The following is a 16594-nucleotide window of genomic DNA, read 5'->3' as shown; positions in this document are numbered from 1 at the left end:
CCTCCTCAGCCGATGTCGAGGACGATCTTCATCGCCCGGCGGGCGGCGAACAGCTCGTAGCCGTGCGGGCCCTCCGCCAGCGTCATCCGGTGGCTGATGACCGCGCCCGGCGCCAGCCGTCCCGCCTCGACGGCCGCCATCACCTCGCGCCAGACCCCCTGGACGTTGCACGGCCCGCACATCTGGAGGTCGATGCCGCGCCGGAACATCGCGCCGGACGGGATCTCCATCGACTCCTCGCCGTGCACGCCGATAACGGAGACGGTGCCGCCGTCGCGGACACACTCCAGCGCGTCCAGCAGCGCGGCGGGCAGCCCGGCCGACTCGATCACCACGTCGGCCCTGGACGGCACGAGCGCGCCGAACGCGGCCGGAAGGCTCTCCGGACCGACCGCGACGGTCTCCGCGTCGACGATCTCGCGCGCCTGGACGAGGCGGTCGGGCACGGTGTCGGCCAGCACGACCCGGGCGGCGCCCTGGGCACGAGCCGCCATCGCGCACAGCACCCCGACCGGGCCCGCGCCGACGACCAGCACGACGTCTCCTTCGGCGACGCGGCCACGACGGCAGGCGTACCAGGCGGTGCTCATGATGTCCCCGACGAGCAGCGCGTCATCATCGCTGACACTCGCGGGCTTGGCGAGCAGGTTCACATCAGCATCCGGGACGAGCACCAGCTCCGCCTGAGTACCGCCGCAGTCACCGAACAACGGCCCGAACCCGTACCCACGACCCGACGCACAATGGTTGAACCGCCCAGCGGCGCAATGCTCACAGCTCCCACAGGCGAGGGTGAAAGAACCCACCACCTCGTCGCCGGGACGGACGGACGCGACGTCCTCCCCAACCGCGACGACTTCGCCCATGTACTCGTGCCCCATCGGCATCCCCGCGTAGAGACCCGGCACATGGTCGTTGTAAATGTGCAGGTCGGACCCGCAGATCGCGGACAACCTGACCCGGACGACCGCGTCACGCGGCCCGCCGACCCGAGGGTCGTCGATGTCCTCCACCGCGACCGAGCCCGGCCCCTTGAACACGAGCGCCTTCATTAGTTCTCCCGTCCGGTGGTGTCGGCACGATCGAGCAGATGCGTCCAGACGCCCTTGACCTCGGTGTAGGCGTCGAGTGCGTAGCGGCCCATCTCGCGGCCCCAGCCGCTGGCCTTGAACCCGCCCCACGGCGCCGCCACGTCGGGCACGTGCAGCATGTTGATGAAGATGGCGCCCGCCCGGATGCGGGCGGCGAGCCGGTGCGCGGTGGAGAGGTCCTGCGTCCAGATGGACGCGGCGAGCCCGTACTCCAATGCGTTGGACCGCTCCACAACCTCGTCGTAGTCGTCGAACGGCATGATCGGCACGACCGGCCCGAAGACCTCCTCGCGGGCGAGGGTCATGTCGTCGGTGACGCCCGTGACGACCGTGGGCTCGTAGAACGACCCGGCCGCGAGGGCGCCTCCCGCGCGCTGCCCGCCCGTGACGACCTCGCCGCCCTCGTCGATCGCGGTGCGCACGTAGCCGTCCACCCGCGCCAGATGCGCCTCGGAGATCAGCGGGCCGAGCCGGGTACCGGCGTCCATGCCCCGGCCGAGCGGCATCGCGGCGGCGGCAGCGGCGAACTTCTCGGTGAACTCGTCGAGGCGCCGCCGGTGGACGTAGAGGCGGGCGAACGCGGCGCAGACCTGGCCGCTGTTGAACATGGCGCCCGCGACGTTGCCCTGGACGGCGGCGTCCAGGTCCACGTCGTCGGTGATGATGCTCGGGGCCTTGCCGCCGAGTTCGAGGGTGAGGCGCTTGAGGTTGCCCGCCGACGCGCGGACGATCTGCCGTCCCACCTCGGTGGAGCCGGTGAACGACACCTTGTCCACGCCGTCGTGCTCGACGAGCAGCCGACCGGTCGCGGGGCCGCCGGTGAGGATGTTGACGACGCCGTCCGGCAGCCCGGCCTCGCGGACCAGCTCGCCGAGCCGCAGCGCCGACAGCGGCGTCTGCTCGGCGGGCTTGAGGATCACCGTGTTGCCGCAGGCCAGCGCGGGCGCGAGCTTCCAGCACGCCTGGAGCAGCGGGCCGTTCCACGGGACGATCAGCGCGCACACCCCGACCGGTTCGCGGCGCGTGTAGTGCAGGGTGTCGGGGAACGCGACCGGCGCGACCGCGCCCTCGATCTTCGTGCACCATCCGGCGAAGTAGCGCAGGTGCTCGGCGGCGGCCGGGACGCCGAACGCCCGCGCGTCGCCGACCGGCATGCCGTTGTCGCGCGACTCGATCTCGGCGAGTTCGGCGCAGTGCTCTTCGAGGAGGTCGGCGAGCCGCCACAGCATGCGCGCGCGGGCGGCCGGGGGCAGGTCGCGCCAGGCCGGGTCCGCCAGCGCGGCGCGGGCGGCGGCGACCGCCGCGTCCACCTCGGTCGCGCCCGCCTCGACGCAGACGGCCAGTTCCGTGCCGTCCGCCGGATCGGTGGTGACGAAGGTGGCCGCCGACGGCGGGGAGACCCACTCACCGCCGATCAGCAGTTTGGTGTCGTCCACAGGATTCCTCCGATGTAGGTGGTCTGGCGTTGGTCGGCGGCGTGCCGGGTCCGGACACGGCCGGACGAGCCCGGCCCGGCACACCGCGCCTCGGCGCGGCTCAGCCGCCGTCGCCGAAGATCGACGTCAGGTTCTTCTGGGCCGAGGAGAGATCGGCGGCGGGCAGGTCCATGTTGATGATCTTCAGGTCGGGCAGTCCTGGCAGGCCGCCCGCCGGGGCCGGGGCGTTCGGCGTCGTGCCCTGGAGGCCCAGCTCACCGATGCCCTTCTGCGCCTCGGCGGTCAGCAGCCAGGCGCTCAGCAGCATCGCGGCGTTCGGGTGCCGCGCCTTGGCGAGGACCGCGTAGCCGGTGCCGGTCGCGGGCGTGCCGTCGTCCAGCGTGAAGTACTTGACTGGGGCGCCGCTCCCGCTCGCGTTGTTGATGAGCTGGTAGGCGGCGAGCAGGCCGATCGGCTTCTGCCCGGTCGCGACGGCCTGGATGGCGGCGGGCACCGTGGCGTACTTCGTGGCGTTGTCCGCGAGGGACTTCAGGCCCTTGTCGTCGATGACGCCCGCCTTCTGGGCCGCCGCGAGCGACTGCGAGGACAGGCCGGGGATCGCCGGGTCGGGCAGCGCCAGCTTGCCCTTCCACTTCGGGTCCTGGAGGTCGGCCCACGTCTTCGGCAGGCCGGCGGGCTGGACGGCGCCGGTGTTGTAGAACATGGTCGCCTCGGCCAGCAGCGGCTCGACGTAGAAGTTCCCGGCGCCGACGTACTTCTGGTGGAGCGCGGCGGAGCCGTCCGGCTTGTACGAGGTGAGCCAGCCCTTCTGCGCGTAGAGGCCGAGGTCGACGGGGCCGGTGGCGAGCAGGTCGGCGCCCACCTTCCCGGTCGCGGTCTCGGCCTGGAGACGCGCGGTCAGCGGCGGCCCGAACAGGTCGGTCGTCTTCACCGTGACGCCGGGGTACTTCTTCGTGAACTGGTCGTACAGCGGCTTGTACGTGCTCTGGAACGGTCCGTACACCATGACGGTGCCCTCGGACTTGGCCGCGTCGTACAGCTCAGAGGCCGCCTTCGCCTGCGCCGTCCTCACCGTGGCGGGCCCGCTCGGACCCCCGCCGCACGCGGTCATCGCGAACGCGCTCGCCACGCCGATCACGCCGGCCGCCCACCGCAGTCCTGTCCGGCGCCGCCCCATCCGTTGTCTGCCCATCAGTGGCTCCTGTTCCTTGATCGGGCTGATCCCTCTTCGGCGGGGAGCACGACGAGTTCCGCACAGCTCACGTGGACGTGCCGTCCGCGTTCCATCGGTGTGTCCTGGTCCAGGCCGAGCACGGCGACGACCGTCCCGACGCCGGGAAGGTCGACCTCCACCTCGACGCCGTCGCCGAGCCGCGAGACCGCAGTGACGCGGCCGGTGCCCAGCACCCCGGCGTCATCGGCGTTGGCGTCGTCATCGGCGGCGGGTCGGACGGTCAGCGCCCGTCCGCGCGCCGCGACCAGCACCGGACGGTCCGGCCCCGTCACCCCGACGTGGGGGGCGCGGACGCGCCGGTCGGCGACCCGGACCTGGCAGTCGGCGCCGTCCACGGAGACCGCGACGCCCGGAACGAACACGTCGAACCCGACGAATTCGGCGACCTGCCTGGACGCGGGCAGCGTGAACACCTCGCGCGGGGTGCCGAGCTGCGCGACGCGTCCGCCCGCCAGGACCGCTACCCGGTCGGCGAGGCCGCCGATCTCGTCCTGGTCGTGCGTGACGTACAGGGCGGTGGTCCCGGTCCGCTCGTGCAGGGCGCGGATCTCCCGGCGCAGCAGGCGTCGCAGGTTGGCGTCCAGGTTCGACAGCGGTTCGTCGAACAGCAGGACGCTCGGCTCGGTGACGATGGCGCGGGCGATCGACACGCGCTGCTGCTGACCGCCCGACAGTTGGCCGGGACGGCGTTTCGCGGCGTCCGGCAGTCCGACCAGCGCGAGCGCCTCGGCGACCCGTCCGGTCAACGCGCTGCCGCGCACCCCGCGCCGCCGCAGCGGGTAGGCGACGTTCTGCGCGACGCTCAGATGCGGCCAGAGCGCGTAGTTCTGGAAGACCATGCCGAGGTTGCGGGCCTCCGGCGGGACGAAGCGGCGGGCGGACGGGTCGGTCATCGTCCGGTCGCCGATGGAGATCCGGCCCGCCTGGGGCCGGTCCAGCCCGGCGACACACCTCAGCAGGGTCGACTTCCCGCAGCCGGACGGCCCGAGCAGGCCGAGCAGCTCGCCCTCCTTGACGTCGAGGTCGATCCGGTCGAGCACGACGTTCGCCGCCGAGTACGCGCGGGTGAGCGCGGTGATGCCGATCTGCGCCACTAGAGCCTTCCTTCGTCCGGGACGGTCGCGGACGTGCCCCGCCGCGCCGACCATGTCCTGATCCCGACGACCACCGCCCCGAGCGCCCCCGTCAGCAGCAGGAAGAACGCGAGGGCCGTGCAGTAGAGCGCGGCGGCCGGGGCCAGCCCGCCGTTCTGGAACAGCGAGTAGCTCACGGTCGAGACGGTGCCGGTGCCCGTCTGGGCCAGCAGCAGCGGGACGTCGAGCGTGCCCGACATGACGAACACGACCAGCACCCACGCGGACGCCAGCGCGGGCCACATCAGCGGGACCAGCACCCGCCGGACCTCCCCCGCGAACGAGTCGCCGCTGACCCGCGCCGCCTCCTCCAACTCGCCCGACACCTGGACGAGCGAGCTTTCCAGCGCCCGCACCGCGAACGGCACCACCGAGACGAGCAGGCCGATCAGCAGCGGGAACGGCGTGCCGAACAGCTGGTTGAGGCCGGGCACCACGGCGTAGACCCACAGCAGCGCGAGCCCGAACACCAGCCCCGGCATCGTCGCCGGAACCCACGACCCGAGTCGCGCGAACAGCGCGAGCCGTCCACGCCCGCGCACGAAGACATAGGCGAGGCAGAACGACAGCAACACGCTGATGGCCCCGCCGACGGCCGATCCGACAACGGTGACCAGGATCGCCTTGCGCGTCGCCGGGTCGGCGAGCACCGAGCGGTAGTTGCCGATCGTCCAGCCGTCGAAGACGCCGAAGTAGGACTGGAACGATCCGACCAGCATCTGCGCGAACGGCAGGGCGATTGTCACGACGATCCAGGCCGCGATGACAGCGGTCAGCGCCCACCGCCACGGGCTTCGCGTGGCCGTCCGGTCGGCGGCTGCCCGGCCCTGCACGGTGGCGAACGCGCGGTCGCCCAGCATCCGGATCTGCGCCGCGACGCACAGCAGCACCAGCAGGACGAGGATCATCGACGCCGTCGAGGCGGCGCTGTAGTCCGGGCCGAGCGGGTCCTGGAGGTAGGTGTAGATGGTCGTGGAGAACACGCGGATGTTCGCGCCGAGGCCGAGGATCGCGGGCACCTCGAACTCCTGCATGGTCAGCACGAAGCCCAGCAACGTGGTGCCGAGCAGCGCGGGTGCCAGGCTCGGCACCTCGATCCCGAGGAACGCGCGGACGGGGCCCGCCCCGCACACCCGGGCCGCCTCGACGCTCGACCTGGCCGCCGCCCGCAGCGGCCCGAGCAGCAGCAGGTAGGCGATCGACGCCGTCTTGATCGTCGAGACCGCGATCACGCCGTACCAGTTGTGCGTGGAGAAGCCGTGCGCGAGCCCGTCGGCGCCCGCCGCGGCCAGCCCCTTGTTCACCAGGCCGCCGTCGCCCGCGCCCGCCATCGCCCAGGCCAGCGCGTAGTACGACTTCGGCACGGCGAGCAGGATCACCATCGACGGCGTGATCGCGCGCCGCATCGGGGCCAGGCTGCGTTGGGAGATCAGCAGAAGACCGATGGCGGCGCAGGTTCCGAGCGAGGCGACGGCCGCGCTGTAGGCGACCGTGATGCCGAGGATGCGCCAGATGTAGGCGCGTCCGAAGACGCGGGTGACGCCGTCCAGCGTCCAGTCCGCGACGGGGAACGGGGAGGTTCGGACGGCGCCGTAGGCCAGCATCAGCAGCGGCAGCACGAACAGCCAGACGGTCACCACCGTGATCAGCACCGACGGGACCCACGCCGCCCAGCGCCGTAGATCGCGCCCGGACGTCCGCGTGGACGCCCCGGCGATGGTGCCCTCGGTCATCGCGCCGCTCCGATCGTCCCGGACAGGAAGCTCGCGACCGCGTCCAGCACGAACGGGCGGTGGAACGCCGCGTCCTCGTGCCCGGCGTCGCCGAGGAGCAGGAGCGTCGACTCGACGCCGTGGGCCCCCAGTTCGCGGTGCATGGCGGCGCTCTGGTCCGGCGGCACCATCCGGTCGCGGTCGCCGTGGACGAACAGGAACGGCGCCGCGCCGGAGTGGACCGCCCAGCGCGGGCTGGCCTGCCGTCCGCGCGGGTCGGCGCGGTCGAGTTCGGTGACGCCCAGCAGGTCCAGCTCGCGGGGAGGCGGGAGCAGCCTCGCCTCCAGGTCGCTGCGGCGGGCGAGGTCGATGATGTCGGTCGGGGCGAACCAGGCGACGACCGCGTCCGCGCGGTCGCGCGGGTCGCCGGTCGCGGTCCCGAGCAGCGCGGCCAGATGACCGCCCGCCGACGCGCCCCACGCCCCCACCCGGTCGACCCGGAGCCCCAGTTCGGCGCCGTGCTCCCGGATCCAGCGCAGCGCCGCGCGGGCGTCGTCGAGCTGGGCGGGGAACCGCGCGGACGGGACGAGTCGGTAGTCAGCGGTGGCCACCGCGATCCCACGCCGGGCCAGGGCGAGCGCGCGGTGGTCGGCGTGGTCGGCGCGCGTCCCGGCCGCCCAGCCCCCGCCGTGCAGGTAGAGCGTGACGGCCGGGCGTTCCACCGTTTCCGGGACGTACAGGTCGAGCAGCAGGCGGTGCCCTCCGGGAGCCGCGTACTGGAACGTGGAGACGGCGACCCCGTCACCCGGCACGACCATCTGCCACCTCCGCGACGTTCCGAAAACGTCCGATTAAAGGAACCAAGCTGTTCGATTAACGGGTAACTTAGGTCTACGATGTCGGGATGTCAACGGTGCGGACGCGACAAAATCGGACGATACCAGCGGGAACACGCCACTGGCCCCGGAGCGAGCGGCGTTCTATATTCGGACGGATCGCACCGAAGTTGATCCAATGTTGCGCCGGGACACCGGTGACGCCAGGGTCGGAGAGGCGCGGCGCCCCTCGCCGCCCCCGGACACGAGGAGGCACCGGACGTGAGGCAGCGCGATGAGTGAGATCTCCAAGACCGCGGACCTGGCTCTGCGCACCCTGATCGTCCTCGGCGAGGGCGGTCCGGCCACCGCGGCCTCGCTCGGCCGCGAGCTGGGCGTCAACCGCACCGTCGTGCACCGGATCCTGACCACGCTCCAGGGCCGCGGGTTCGTCGAGCGCCGCGACCGCACCTTCGCGCTCGGCGGGACGCTGCGCTACCTCGCCAGGAACGCGGCCCCCGACCTGCGGGCCATCGCCCGTCCCGCGATGACGCGGCTCCTCGAGACGGCGGGCGAGACCGTGGTGATGCACGCGCCGGAGGGCTCCGAAGCGGTGGTGATCGAGCAGATCGTCGCCGACCACCACGTGCTGAGGGTGGACCATCCGTCCGGTTCGCGGCACGCCCTGCACCGGGGCGCGAGCGGCCGGGCGATGCTCGCGTTCATGGACGACAAGACGATCGACGCCGTCCTGCGCGACCAGCCGGACGCCGACCGGACGCGGACGCGGCTGCGCGAGGTGCGCGACCTCGGCTACGCCCTCTCGTTCGACGAGTTGCAGCACGGCGTCCACGGCGCCGCCGCGCCGGTGCTCGACGGCGGCGGCACGGTCGTCGCCAGCGTGGCGATCCTCGTCCCGGCGACCCGCACCGCGAACATGACCGCGCACCTGGACGACCTGCTCACCGCGGCCGCGGAGATGGGCGTGCTGCTGCGGGCGGCGTCCCAGCCCGCCGGCATCCCGCCCGCCTCCGACTCGGTCGCCGGTTGACGACCCCGGGGTTAGAGGTGCCGACCGCCGTCCACCACGATGCTCGTGCCCGTCGCGAGCCGCAGGTGCGTGACGGCGCCGAGCACCGACAACGCGATGTCCTGCGGGTCGGCGACGATCCGCAGCGGCGTTCCCGCCGCCTGCCGTTCGATGGCCGCCGCGTCCCGGCCCGGCACGAAGTCGGTGTCGACGGCGGCGGGCGCGACCGCGACCACCCGGACCTCGGGTGCCAGGACGCGCGCCAGCGACACCGTCATCACGTCCATGGCCGCCTTCGACGCGCAGTACGCGATGCTGCTGCCGAGCCCGGTCGACCCGGACACCGAGGAGACGTGCACGACCACCGCGTCCGCGTCGGGCCGCGCCTTGAGGACGTCGGCGAACTCACGGACCAGCGCGAACGAGCCGCGCACGTTGGTCCGCAGGATCTGGTCGAACGTCTCGTCGTCCAGGGCCCGCAGGTCGGAGTGCGGAACCGCGGCCGTCACACCGGCGGCGTTGACGAGCACATCGCACCGCCCATGTCGTTCCGCCACGAAACGGGCGGCCTCGGCCAGCGTCGCGCTGTCCTCCAGCGGCAGCCGGATGATCTCGTGGCCCGTCCCGGGAAGATCGTCCCGGACCCGCGCGGCGCGGTCGGCGCCGCCGTGGTACCCGACCACGACCGTCGCCCCGGCCTCCGCGAACACCCGCGCGCAGGCCGCGCCGATCCCACCGCTGCCGCCCGCCACGACGACGATCCGTCCCGCCACCTCGTAGCGGCCGAGGCCGCCCCGCCTGAGCTCCGCCATGGGCCCGTCCTCCTCAATGATATGTTTGAGCATATCAATCAGATGTAACCGTCGTCCGGGAGGGACGCCATGGGTCTGAGCTACCTGTCCGGGTTCGGGAACGAGCACGTCAGCGAGGCGGTGGAAGGAGCGCTCCCGAAGGGGCGGAACTCCCCGCAACAGGCGCCTCTGGGCCTCTACGCCGAGCAGATCAGCGGCACCGCGTTCACGCAGCCGCGCGCGGTCAACCGCCGCACCTGGCTCTACCGCATCACCCCGTCGGCGAAGCATCCGCCGTTCCGCCGCGTCCCCGACGGGCTGCTGCGGACCGCGCCGTTCACCAACGCGGTCACCGGCCCGAACCGCCTTCGGTGGGATCCGATCGCCCTCCCCGACGCCCCGACCGACTTCGTCGACGGCCTGTTCACCATCGGCGGCAACGGCGACGCGCTGACCCACGCCGGGATCGGCGTGCACTGGTACCGGGCCGACACGTCCATGACCGACCGGTACTTCGTCAACGCCGACGGCGAGTTCCTGATCGTCCCGCAGCTTGGCGACCTGCACCTGCACACCGAGCTTGGCCGCCTCCGGGTCGCGCCGGGAGAGATCGCGGTCGTGCCGCGCGGAATCAGGTTCCGCGTCGAAGTCACGGGCCCCGTCCGCGGCTACATCTGCGAGAACTACGGGGCGCCGTTCACGCTGCCCGAACGCGGGCCGATCGGCTCGAACGGGCTGGCCAACGAGCGCGACTTCCTCGCCCCGACCGCCGCCTACGAGGAAGGGGCGCGGGACGTCCAGGTCGTCCAGAAGTTCGGCGGCACCCTCTGGGCCGCCGACTACGACCACTCACCGCTGGACGTCGTCGCCTGGCACGGCAGCCACACCCCGTACAAGTACGACCTGGCGAACTTCATGGCGATCGGGACGATCAGCCACGACCATCCCGACCCGTCGATCTTCACCGTGCTGACCTCGCCGACCGACTCCCCCGGCCTCGCCAACGCCGACTTCGTGATCTTCCCGCCGCGCTGGCTCGTCGGCGAGAACACGTTCCGTCCGCCCTGGTACCACCGCAACATCATGAGCGAGTTCATGGGCCTCGTCCGGGGCGTGTACGACGCGAAGGCCGAGGGGTTCCTGCCGGGCGGCGCGAGCCTGCACAACAGCTTCACCTCCCACGGCCCGGACGCCGACACCTACGCGCGGGCCAGCACCGCCGAACTGGTCCCGCAGAAGCTGGACGATACGCTGGCGTTCATGTTCGAGAGCCGATGGATCATCCGGCTCACCGAACACGCCGCGTCCAGCCCCACCCTCCAACCCGACTACGACGCCGTCTGGAACGGGCTGCGCCCGCACTTCACCCGCCCATGACGCTCGAAGGCCTCCAGCCGCTCTCGCAGGCGGCCGACCACCGGCTCCCGCTGTGGGTCCAGGTCGCCGAGAGCCTTCGCGAGTTCGCGGCGCGGAACACGTCCAGCGCCCCGGTCCGGCTGCCGACGGAGATCCAGTTGGCCCGGCACTACGCGGTGAGCGTGTCGACCGTCCGGCAGGCGCTGACCGCTCTGGAGACCGAGGGCCTGCTCACCCGCAGGCGGCGGCACGGCACGTTCCTGACGGCCCGCGACGTCCAGTCAAGGCCACTGCATCTGACCGGTTCGCTGGACGACGTCGTCCACCAGCAGGCCAGCGACGAAACAACGATCCTGTCCCGGGCCATCACGTCGGTACCGGACGACCTGCGCGACGCCTACCCTGGCGCCAGCGAGGTCGTCGAGTTCCAACGCCTCCGCCTCGCTGACGGCGCGCCCCTGAGCTACGCGAAGAACTACCTTCCCCAAGACATCGGCACGCGCATCTCGCCCGCGAGCCTCCAGACGGGCTCGATGACCCAACTCCTCCGCGACGATCTCGGCCTGAAGCTCAGCCGCATCGACAACGAGATCCAGGCGACCGCCGCCAACACGCAGATCGCGGAACTCCTGGACGTGGAACCGCGAACCCCCGTCCTGCTGTCCCGCAACCTCACCTACGACGCCCACGGCACCGTCGTGGACGTCGCCCTCATCCACTACCGCGCCGACCGCTTCCGCTTCGCCCTGACCCTCACCCTCGGCCCGCCGGACGAGGAACGGACGATGGAGGAGCCGGCCCCCGCCCCTCCATCACGCCCCCGTAACCCTCGTCAGAAGTAGACGGTCTCCGTCTCCTTGGTGCTACAGAACGGCCCCCAGGCCGCCTCCCACTTGCACGCCTTCACGACGACCACCAAACCCACCACATCCCCTAACAACTGGCTTGACCGCAGGCGTTGTCCTCGGCGCGCGTCGAGCCGGGTCAGTGTTGTGGGTTGATGAGGCGGGAGAGCAGGGTGATGAGTTGGCGGCGTTGGGCGGGTGTCAGGGGTGCGAGGAACTCGTCCTGGACGCCGTCGATGACCTTGTCGAGTTCGAGGAGCCGTTGGACGCCGTCCGCGGTGATCGTGACGATCTTCCGGCGTTTGTGTGCGGGGTCGACGGAGCGCTCGATCAGGTGGTGTGACTCGAGGTCGGTCAGGGCGGCGGTCACGTCACTGCGGTCGATGCCGGTCTTGCGGCCGAGGTCGGCCTGACTCGCGGGCCCCCATTCCTCCAGGGCGGCGAGGAGTCGGTAGTGGTAGCTGCGCAGGCCTTGGCCGTGGGTCTCGAAACCGGAGCCGAGGAGCCCCGAGGAGCGCGCGTACGCGCGGCTGACGAGCCAGGTCGCGCGTCCGTCGAGCCGCGTCGGAACACGGCCGCCGTCGTGCTGGGGCGTGGGCACGCTCCAAGCATAGCCATTGTGGGTCGAGCCAACACTCGCTATGTTGGTGACACCAACATTAATCGGCCGTGGTCCACGGCCCGTCAAGGAGACTCACAATGAACACATCGCCAGGATCCGCGCGGGTCCTGATCGTCGGCCGCAGTCCGAGCGTGCTTCTCGCCACCGTCGACATTCTGCGGGCCAAGGGCTTTTCCGCGGACGCCACGAACCAGTTCGACCAGGTTCTCGGCGACTATGACGTCGCCGATCTCGACCTGCTGGTCTTCGGCGGGATGGTCCCCGCTGACACGAAGCGACGGCTGCGCGAGGACATCTCCCAACGCAATCCGCACGTGAGCTTCCTCCAAGGGCTCACCGGGATCGCGGGCCTCATCGCCGCCCAGGTCCAAGCCGCCACCTCGCCTGAACGGCCCGGCGGTGGCGAAGTCGTTTATGACGCCGTACAACGCTCGGTGCAGTTGACGCTCGACGGGCTCGTCAACGTCGCCGTTGAGGCATGGTGGATGACCTCCTTCGTCCCGCCGGAGCCCAAGAGTGCGTCGACGCGCGTGTTCGACGGCCGACTCGACGCCGGGTCCCACGCCATTTCGCTTCCAGATCAGGTGCCGTCCGAAGCGTCCTTCGCCGGTGTCACCGTCGGGTCGTCCGTGCGCGTGTTCACGGTTGGTCCCGTCCCGGATGCCGTCAGTCGGATGGCACCGACCTCGCCGACGGACCAGCGGCTTCCCCAGGTCAGCCGGGTCACGACGCACGGCGATGACCGTTAACGCGAGGACGGCGGGCCTCTCGTGGCGCCGGACGAACCTCCGCCGTGTCGGACGCACTCGTCCACGGGCACAGCGAGCGTGACGTCTTTCGGCAGGCCTAGCGACGCTTACGAGCGAAAGTCGCTCCAGTCGTCGACGACGTTGGTCCAGTCGTCCCTGCTGAGGAAGTGGCAGTAGGGCAGTCGCGAGTTCGGGAACCGTAGCGGTCTGTGGCCCGCCCAGCAGACGACCTCTACATGGCACAGCCGGAGTTGCTTGATCGCCTCGATGGCCGGCATGAGGTCCGTATCCCCGGAGAAGAGCACTAGAGCGTCGTGCTCCCCGCGGAAGGCGAGGTGCATGAGATCGACGGCGATGGCGACGTCGATGCCCTTCTCGTGCGGCGGCTCCTTGGGCCAACCGCGATAGTTCAGCAGGCGACGGATCACATCGACCCGAGGATCACGCGACCACTCTGCGGCCTGGGCGTCGTTGGCCGACGATGGCGTCGGTTGGTGATGAGGATCAGGTCTTCCCCGGTAGACGCGGACGTCGGTGACCTGGCTCGTCCGAAGACGACGTTCCTGGATGATGGCCGCGAGCCGCACCGGATCGGGGACGCAGCAATAAGGCGGAGTGCCAAAGCTCTCAAAAAGCCCATGTCCAACCAAGTGGACGTTCTGGAAATCGAGGAACAGAGCTACTCGCTCGCTCACCGAGGCTCTCCAAAAAAGAAAGCCCCGCCGTCCCGGAGGATCGGCGGGGAGTAATGGTTAGAGTCTACTGGGCTCAGTCGCTAGCGTCAAACGCTGGCTTCTGGGGCCCACCACCCCTACGCGGGCGGGCCCAGCGTAGCCGTCGACACCGTCTGTTGTCTGGCACTTACGTAACGTCGCCGATGGGGGCTCTGTCTGCGAGGGGCTGCTTACTATTGCTTAGGCACCTACTTTTCGTGCTGCCCGTCCTGGTCACGGTGCGGCGGGTCCCGGTCGTCGAGCCCGCGCCGGGACGGCTTGACGTCGAGCCGCTCCCCATGGACGACGCCCTTCGCTGATCAGCGGGGGCGGTCCTGGAGCTCGGGAAGGTTTCGCAGTTCGCGCCGGGAAGTGATGTCCAGCTTGCGGAAGATGTTGCGCAGGTGGGCGTCGATGGTGCGGGGGCTGAGGAACAGGCGGGCCGCGACGTCCTTGGTGGTGGCGCCCGTGGCGACCAGTTGGGCTATGTGGACCTCCTGCATGGTGAGGCGGTCATAGCTGTGTGGGGCTCGGGCCTGGGCGCGTTCGCCGGTCGCGCGCAGTTCGCCCGCGGCACGGGCGGCGAAGGCCTCGGAGCCTATGGAGGAGAGGCTTTCGTGCGCGGTCCGCAGGTGGTCGCGGGCGTCGCGGCGGCGGCCCTCGCGGCGGAGCCATTCGCCGTACAGGAGGTGCGCGCGGGCACGTTGGACGGCGGTGCGGCTGCCGTCCAGGCGGTCGATGGCCTGGCGGTAGGCGTCCTCGTCGCCGGTGACGAGGGCGCGGGCGCAGCATTCCACGCCGAGGCCCCACGGGGTGGCGGCGGCTCGGGTGCGTTCGGTCAACGAGTCCAGGGCTTCGGCCGCTGTTTCGGGCTCGTCGCAGCGGACGGCGGCTTCGACCAGTTCGGCCAGCGCCAACCCGGTGAGGCCGAGGTCGTCGTCCACGATGGCTTGGCGGGCTGACTCGAACGCCGTGCGGTAGTCGCCCAAGCCGTTGTGGACGACGGCGTTCGCCCAGTGCACGCTCAGGGTCATGCGCTGGTCCGCGGCGAGGACCTCCGCGAAGAGTTGGGTGGCCTCGTCGCGGCGTCCGCGCAGGGCGGCGAGGTGGACGCGCGGATACACCAGCGGCGCCGCACCGGTGACGTCCGCGACCGTCTCACCTTCGGTGATCATGCCCATGGCGGTGGCGAAGTCGCCCGCGTGCGCGGAGGCGGCGCCCAGCATCGCCAGGCCGATGGGGAGGGCGTGGAACGAGCCCGTTTCCCGGCCCGTGGTGACGGTGTGGGACGCGAGGCCGATCATGGCGTCGAAGTCCCACAGTTCTGTCGCGAGCAGCATCCCCAAGGAGGGGTGGCGGCTCCACACGGGAGCGTGGACGTCGGCGACGACCGACCGCAGTGCCGAACGGCCGTCAGAGTTCAGGATCAGCGCGACCGTGGCGTCCAGGACGGTGTCGGTGCTGTGGTGCGGGGCCGGTGGGAGTGCCTCGCGGGCGGCGGTCGCGATGTCTCGGAGGCCGCCGCCGATGAGGACGCCCATCTCGATGGCGTCCAGGTAGCAGGCGCGGGAGCGGGCCGGGTCCACGGCGGCGAAGCGTCGGGCGGCGCGCAGCACGTGGGTGGTGGGCGTCTCACCGCCGCGATGCAGGACGAACGACAGGCGGCCGCGCAGCAGGTCGATCCGGGCCAGGTGGAGTTCGGTGAGCGGGCCCGTCTGGATGCCGGTGAGCAGGTCGGACGCGACGTCGAAGGCCCCCGCGTCGAACTTGGCGTGGGCGGCGTCGAGACCGCGTTCGACGCGCGACTCCGCGTCGATCGACAGCGCGGCGGATCGTTCGAGGAACGCCGCGGCGGCCGCCACTCCCCCGCGGGCCCAGGCCCGCGCCGCGGAGCGCTGCAACTCGGCCGCCACGTCCGCGTCCGGTCCGGCGGCGGCCAGGGCGCGGTGCCAGGCGAGGCGGTCGGGGTCGGTGTCGGGGTCGGTGGCCGCCGCGAGGGCGCGGTGCGCGGCGCGGCGCTGTTCGGGGTCGGCGGCGCGGTACACGGCCGAGCGGGCCAGCGGGTGCGGGAAGCGGACGCGGGCGCCGAACTCGACGAGGGACGTCGCCTGCGCCGGTCCGGCGGCCGACGCGTCCAGGCCCAGGATCTCGGCGGCCCGCCACAGCAGGGCCGGGTCGCCGGTGGGTTCGGCGGCGGCGACCGTGAGCAGTTGGCGGGCCGGTTCGGGCAGTTGTTCCAGGCGGGCCTGGTAGCCGCGTTCGATCCGTCCGGTCAGGGGCGCGGCGTCGGGCGGGACGAAGCCGCCCGCCATGCCGGTCAGGCCGACACCGCGGGGCAGTTCCAGCAGCGCCAGCGGGTTGCCGCGCGCCTCGGCGAGGACGCGGTCGCGGACGCGCTCGTCCAGCGGGGCCCGCACCTCGGCCGCCAGGAGGGCGCGCGCGTCGTCCTCGCTCAGTCCCGCGACGGTCAGGCCGGGGAGTCCGTCGAGGTCGGACGGCCCGTCCAGCGGACGCGTCGCGGCGAGCACGACCATCTCCTCGGCGCCGACCCGGCGGGCGAGGAAGGCGAGCGCCCGCGCGGAGGCCTGGTCCAGCCATTGGGCGTCGTCGATCGCGCAGAGCAGCGGACGGTCTCCGGCCGCCTCCGCGAGCAGCCCCAACGTGGCGATGCCGACCAGGAACGGGTCAGGAGTACCGGTGTCCAAGCCGAACGCGACCTCCAGGGCCCCTCGGTGCCGGACGGGCAGCGCTCCGAGATGCTCCAGCACCGGCGCGCACAGCTGGTGCAGCGCGGCGTAGGGCAGCTCCATCTCGAACTCCGCCCCGGACGCCCGCATCACCCGGAACCCGGACGCCATGTACTCCGCGTGCCGGAGCAGGGCGCTCTTGCCGATGCCCGCCTCTCCGCGCAGGACCAGCGCTCCGCCCTCGCCACGGCGTCCGGCGGCGATCAGGGCGGCCAGCCGCCGGGTCTCCTCCCCCCGGCCGAGCATGGGGGTGCTCTCCCAGGGTGGTCGCCCGATTCCGCCGCGCATGACCCAACAGTGTCATGATCGCCTCCCTGCCG

Annotated in this window: 14 protein-coding genes; 4 read left to right on the top strand and 10 right to left on the bottom strand. The window is 71.6% G+C overall.

Annotated features, from left to right (window positions below):
- Positions 1-5 precede the first annotated feature (5 nt).
- The 6 genes from ABD808_RS18160 to ABD808_RS18135 form a co-directional block, all read right to left on the bottom strand.
- On the bottom strand, positions 6-1052 hold the full coding sequence (locus tag ABD808_RS18160) for an alcohol dehydrogenase catalytic domain-containing protein (RefSeq protein ID WP_344898110.1): 1047 nt from the start codon (positions 1050-1052) through the stop codon (positions 6-8).
- The gene (locus ABD808_RS18155) at positions 1052-2527 is read right to left on the bottom strand and encodes an aldehyde dehydrogenase family protein (protein WP_344898108.1); all 1476 of its coding nucleotides are present in this window, start codon (positions 2525-2527) and stop codon (positions 1052-1054) included. The genes ABD808_RS18160 and ABD808_RS18155 overlap by 1 nt, the downstream gene beginning before the upstream one ends.
- 100 nt (positions 2528-2627) lie before the next feature.
- On the bottom strand, positions 2628-3719 hold the full coding sequence (locus ABD808_RS18150; RefSeq protein WP_344898106.1) for an ABC transporter substrate-binding protein: 1092 nt from the start codon (positions 3717-3719) through the stop codon (positions 2628-2630).
- Positions 3719-4855 (bottom strand): ABC transporter ATP-binding protein, encoded by a 1137-nt coding sequence (locus tag ABD808_RS18145; protein ID WP_344898103.1) that lies wholly within the window; start codon positions 4853-4855, stop codon positions 3719-3721. The genes ABD808_RS18150 and ABD808_RS18145 overlap by 1 nt, the downstream gene beginning before the upstream one ends.
- A complete protein-coding gene (locus tag ABD808_RS18140) occupies positions 4855-6627 on the bottom strand; it encodes an ABC transporter permease (RefSeq protein ID WP_344898101.1) in 1773 nt (590 codons plus the stop codon). Before ABD808_RS18140 ends, ABD808_RS18145 begins: the two co-directional genes overlap by 1 nt.
- Positions 6624-7424 (bottom strand): alpha/beta hydrolase fold domain-containing protein, encoded by an 801-nt coding sequence (locus ABD808_RS18135; protein ID WP_344898099.1) that lies wholly within the window; start codon positions 7422-7424, stop codon positions 6624-6626. Before ABD808_RS18135 ends, ABD808_RS18140 begins: the two co-directional genes overlap by 4 nt.
- A gap of 292 nt (positions 7425-7716) precedes the next feature.
- On the opposite strand from ABD808_RS18135, the gene ABD808_RS18130 reads away from it, so the two are divergent.
- Positions 7717-8472 (top strand): IclR family transcriptional regulator, encoded by a 756-nt coding sequence (locus ABD808_RS18130; protein WP_344898097.1) that lies wholly within the window; start codon positions 7717-7719, stop codon positions 8470-8472.
- Between the two features lie 11 nt (positions 8473-8483).
- Here the strand turns inward: ABD808_RS18130 and ABD808_RS18125 are convergent, their stop codons facing one another.
- On the bottom strand, positions 8484-9263 hold the full coding sequence (locus ABD808_RS18125) for an SDR family NAD(P)-dependent oxidoreductase (RefSeq protein ID WP_344898095.1): 780 nt from the start codon (positions 9261-9263) through the stop codon (positions 8484-8486).
- 69 nt (positions 9264-9332) lie between these two features.
- Between ABD808_RS18125 and hmgA the strand changes: the two genes are divergently transcribed.
- The gene (gene hmgA / locus ABD808_RS18120) at positions 9333-10619 is read left to right on the top strand and encodes a homogentisate 1,2-dioxygenase (protein WP_344898093.1); all 1287 of its coding nucleotides are present in this window, start codon (positions 9333-9335) and stop codon (positions 10617-10619) included.
- Positions 10616-11440 (top strand): GntR family transcriptional regulator, encoded by an 825-nt coding sequence (locus ABD808_RS18115; RefSeq protein ID WP_344898091.1) that lies wholly within the window; start codon positions 10616-10618, stop codon positions 11438-11440. The genes hmgA and ABD808_RS18115 overlap by 4 nt, the downstream gene beginning before the upstream one ends.
- Before the next feature lie 142 nt (positions 11441-11582).
- Here ABD808_RS18115 and ABD808_RS18110 read toward each other — a convergent pair whose 3' ends face one another.
- A complete protein-coding gene (locus ABD808_RS18110) occupies positions 11583-12044 on the bottom strand; it encodes a MarR family winged helix-turn-helix transcriptional regulator (RefSeq protein WP_344898089.1) in 462 nt (153 codons plus the stop codon).
- Between the two features lie 98 nt (positions 12045-12142).
- Here ABD808_RS18110 and ABD808_RS18105 point away from each other — a divergent pair, with 98 nt between their 5' ends.
- On the top strand, positions 12143-12814 hold the full coding sequence (locus tag ABD808_RS18105) for a hypothetical protein (RefSeq protein ID WP_344898087.1): 672 nt from the start codon (positions 12143-12145) through the stop codon (positions 12812-12814).
- A 107-nt stretch (positions 12815-12921) separates the two neighbouring features.
- Here the strand turns inward: ABD808_RS18105 and ABD808_RS18100 are convergent, their stop codons facing one another.
- Together ABD808_RS18100 and ABD808_RS18095 are read right to left on the bottom strand one after the other, a co-directional pair.
- Positions 12922-13509: an NYN domain-containing protein gene (locus ABD808_RS18100; RefSeq protein ID WP_344898085.1), complete on the bottom strand. Its 588-nt coding sequence runs from the start codon at positions 13507-13509 to the stop codon at positions 12922-12924.
- A gap of 338 nt (positions 13510-13847) precedes the next feature.
- Positions 13848-16562 carry an ATP-binding protein gene (locus tag ABD808_RS18095; protein WP_344898083.1) on the bottom strand — a complete coding sequence of 905 codons (2715 nt, stop codon included), beginning with the start codon at positions 16560-16562 and terminating at the stop codon, positions 13848-13850.
- Positions 16563-16594: the final 32 nt, after the last annotated feature.

It is taken from the genome of Actinomadura meridiana, from assembly GCF_039537545.1.
Classification (GTDB): Bacteria; Actinomycetota; Actinomycetes; order Streptosporangiales; family Streptosporangiaceae; genus Spirillospora; species Spirillospora meridiana.
This window is presented reverse-complemented; position numbering and strand designations above follow the sequence as displayed.

Coding starts and splice junctions, on each gene's coding strand:
- ABD808_RS18130 (WP_344898097.1), top strand. CDS start 7,717: ATGAGTGAGATCTCCAAGACCGCGGACCTGGCTCTGCGCACCCTGATC.
- hmgA (WP_344898093.1), top strand. CDS start 9,333: ATGGGTCTGAGCTACCTGTCCGGGTTCGGGAACGAGCACGTCAGCGAG.
- ABD808_RS18105 (WP_344898087.1), top strand. CDS start 12,143: ATGAACACATCGCCAGGATCCGCGCGGGTCCTGATCGTCGGCCGCAGT.
- ABD808_RS18115 (WP_344898091.1), top strand. CDS start 10,616: ATGACGCTCGAAGGCCTCCAGCCGCTCTCGCAGGCGGCCGACCACCGG.
- ABD808_RS18135 (WP_344898099.1), bottom strand. CDS start 7,424: ATGGTCGTGCCGGGTGACGGGGTCGCCGTCTCCACGTTCCAGTACGCG.
- ABD808_RS18095 (WP_344898083.1), bottom strand. CDS start 16,562: ATGCGCGGCGGAATCGGGCGACCACCCTGGGAGAGCACCCCCATGCTC.
- ABD808_RS18125 (WP_344898095.1), bottom strand. CDS start 9,263: ATGGCGGAGCTCAGGCGGGGCGGCCTCGGCCGCTACGAGGTGGCGGGA.
- ABD808_RS18150 (WP_344898106.1), bottom strand. CDS start 3,719: ATGGGCAGACAACGGATGGGGCGGCGCCGGACAGGACTGCGGTGGGCG.
- ABD808_RS18140 (WP_344898101.1), bottom strand. CDS start 6,627: ATGACCGAGGGCACCATCGCCGGGGCGTCCACGCGGACGTCCGGGCGC.
- ABD808_RS18160 (WP_344898110.1), bottom strand. CDS start 1,052: ATGAAGGCGCTCGTGTTCAAGGGGCCGGGCTCGGTCGCGGTGGAGGAC.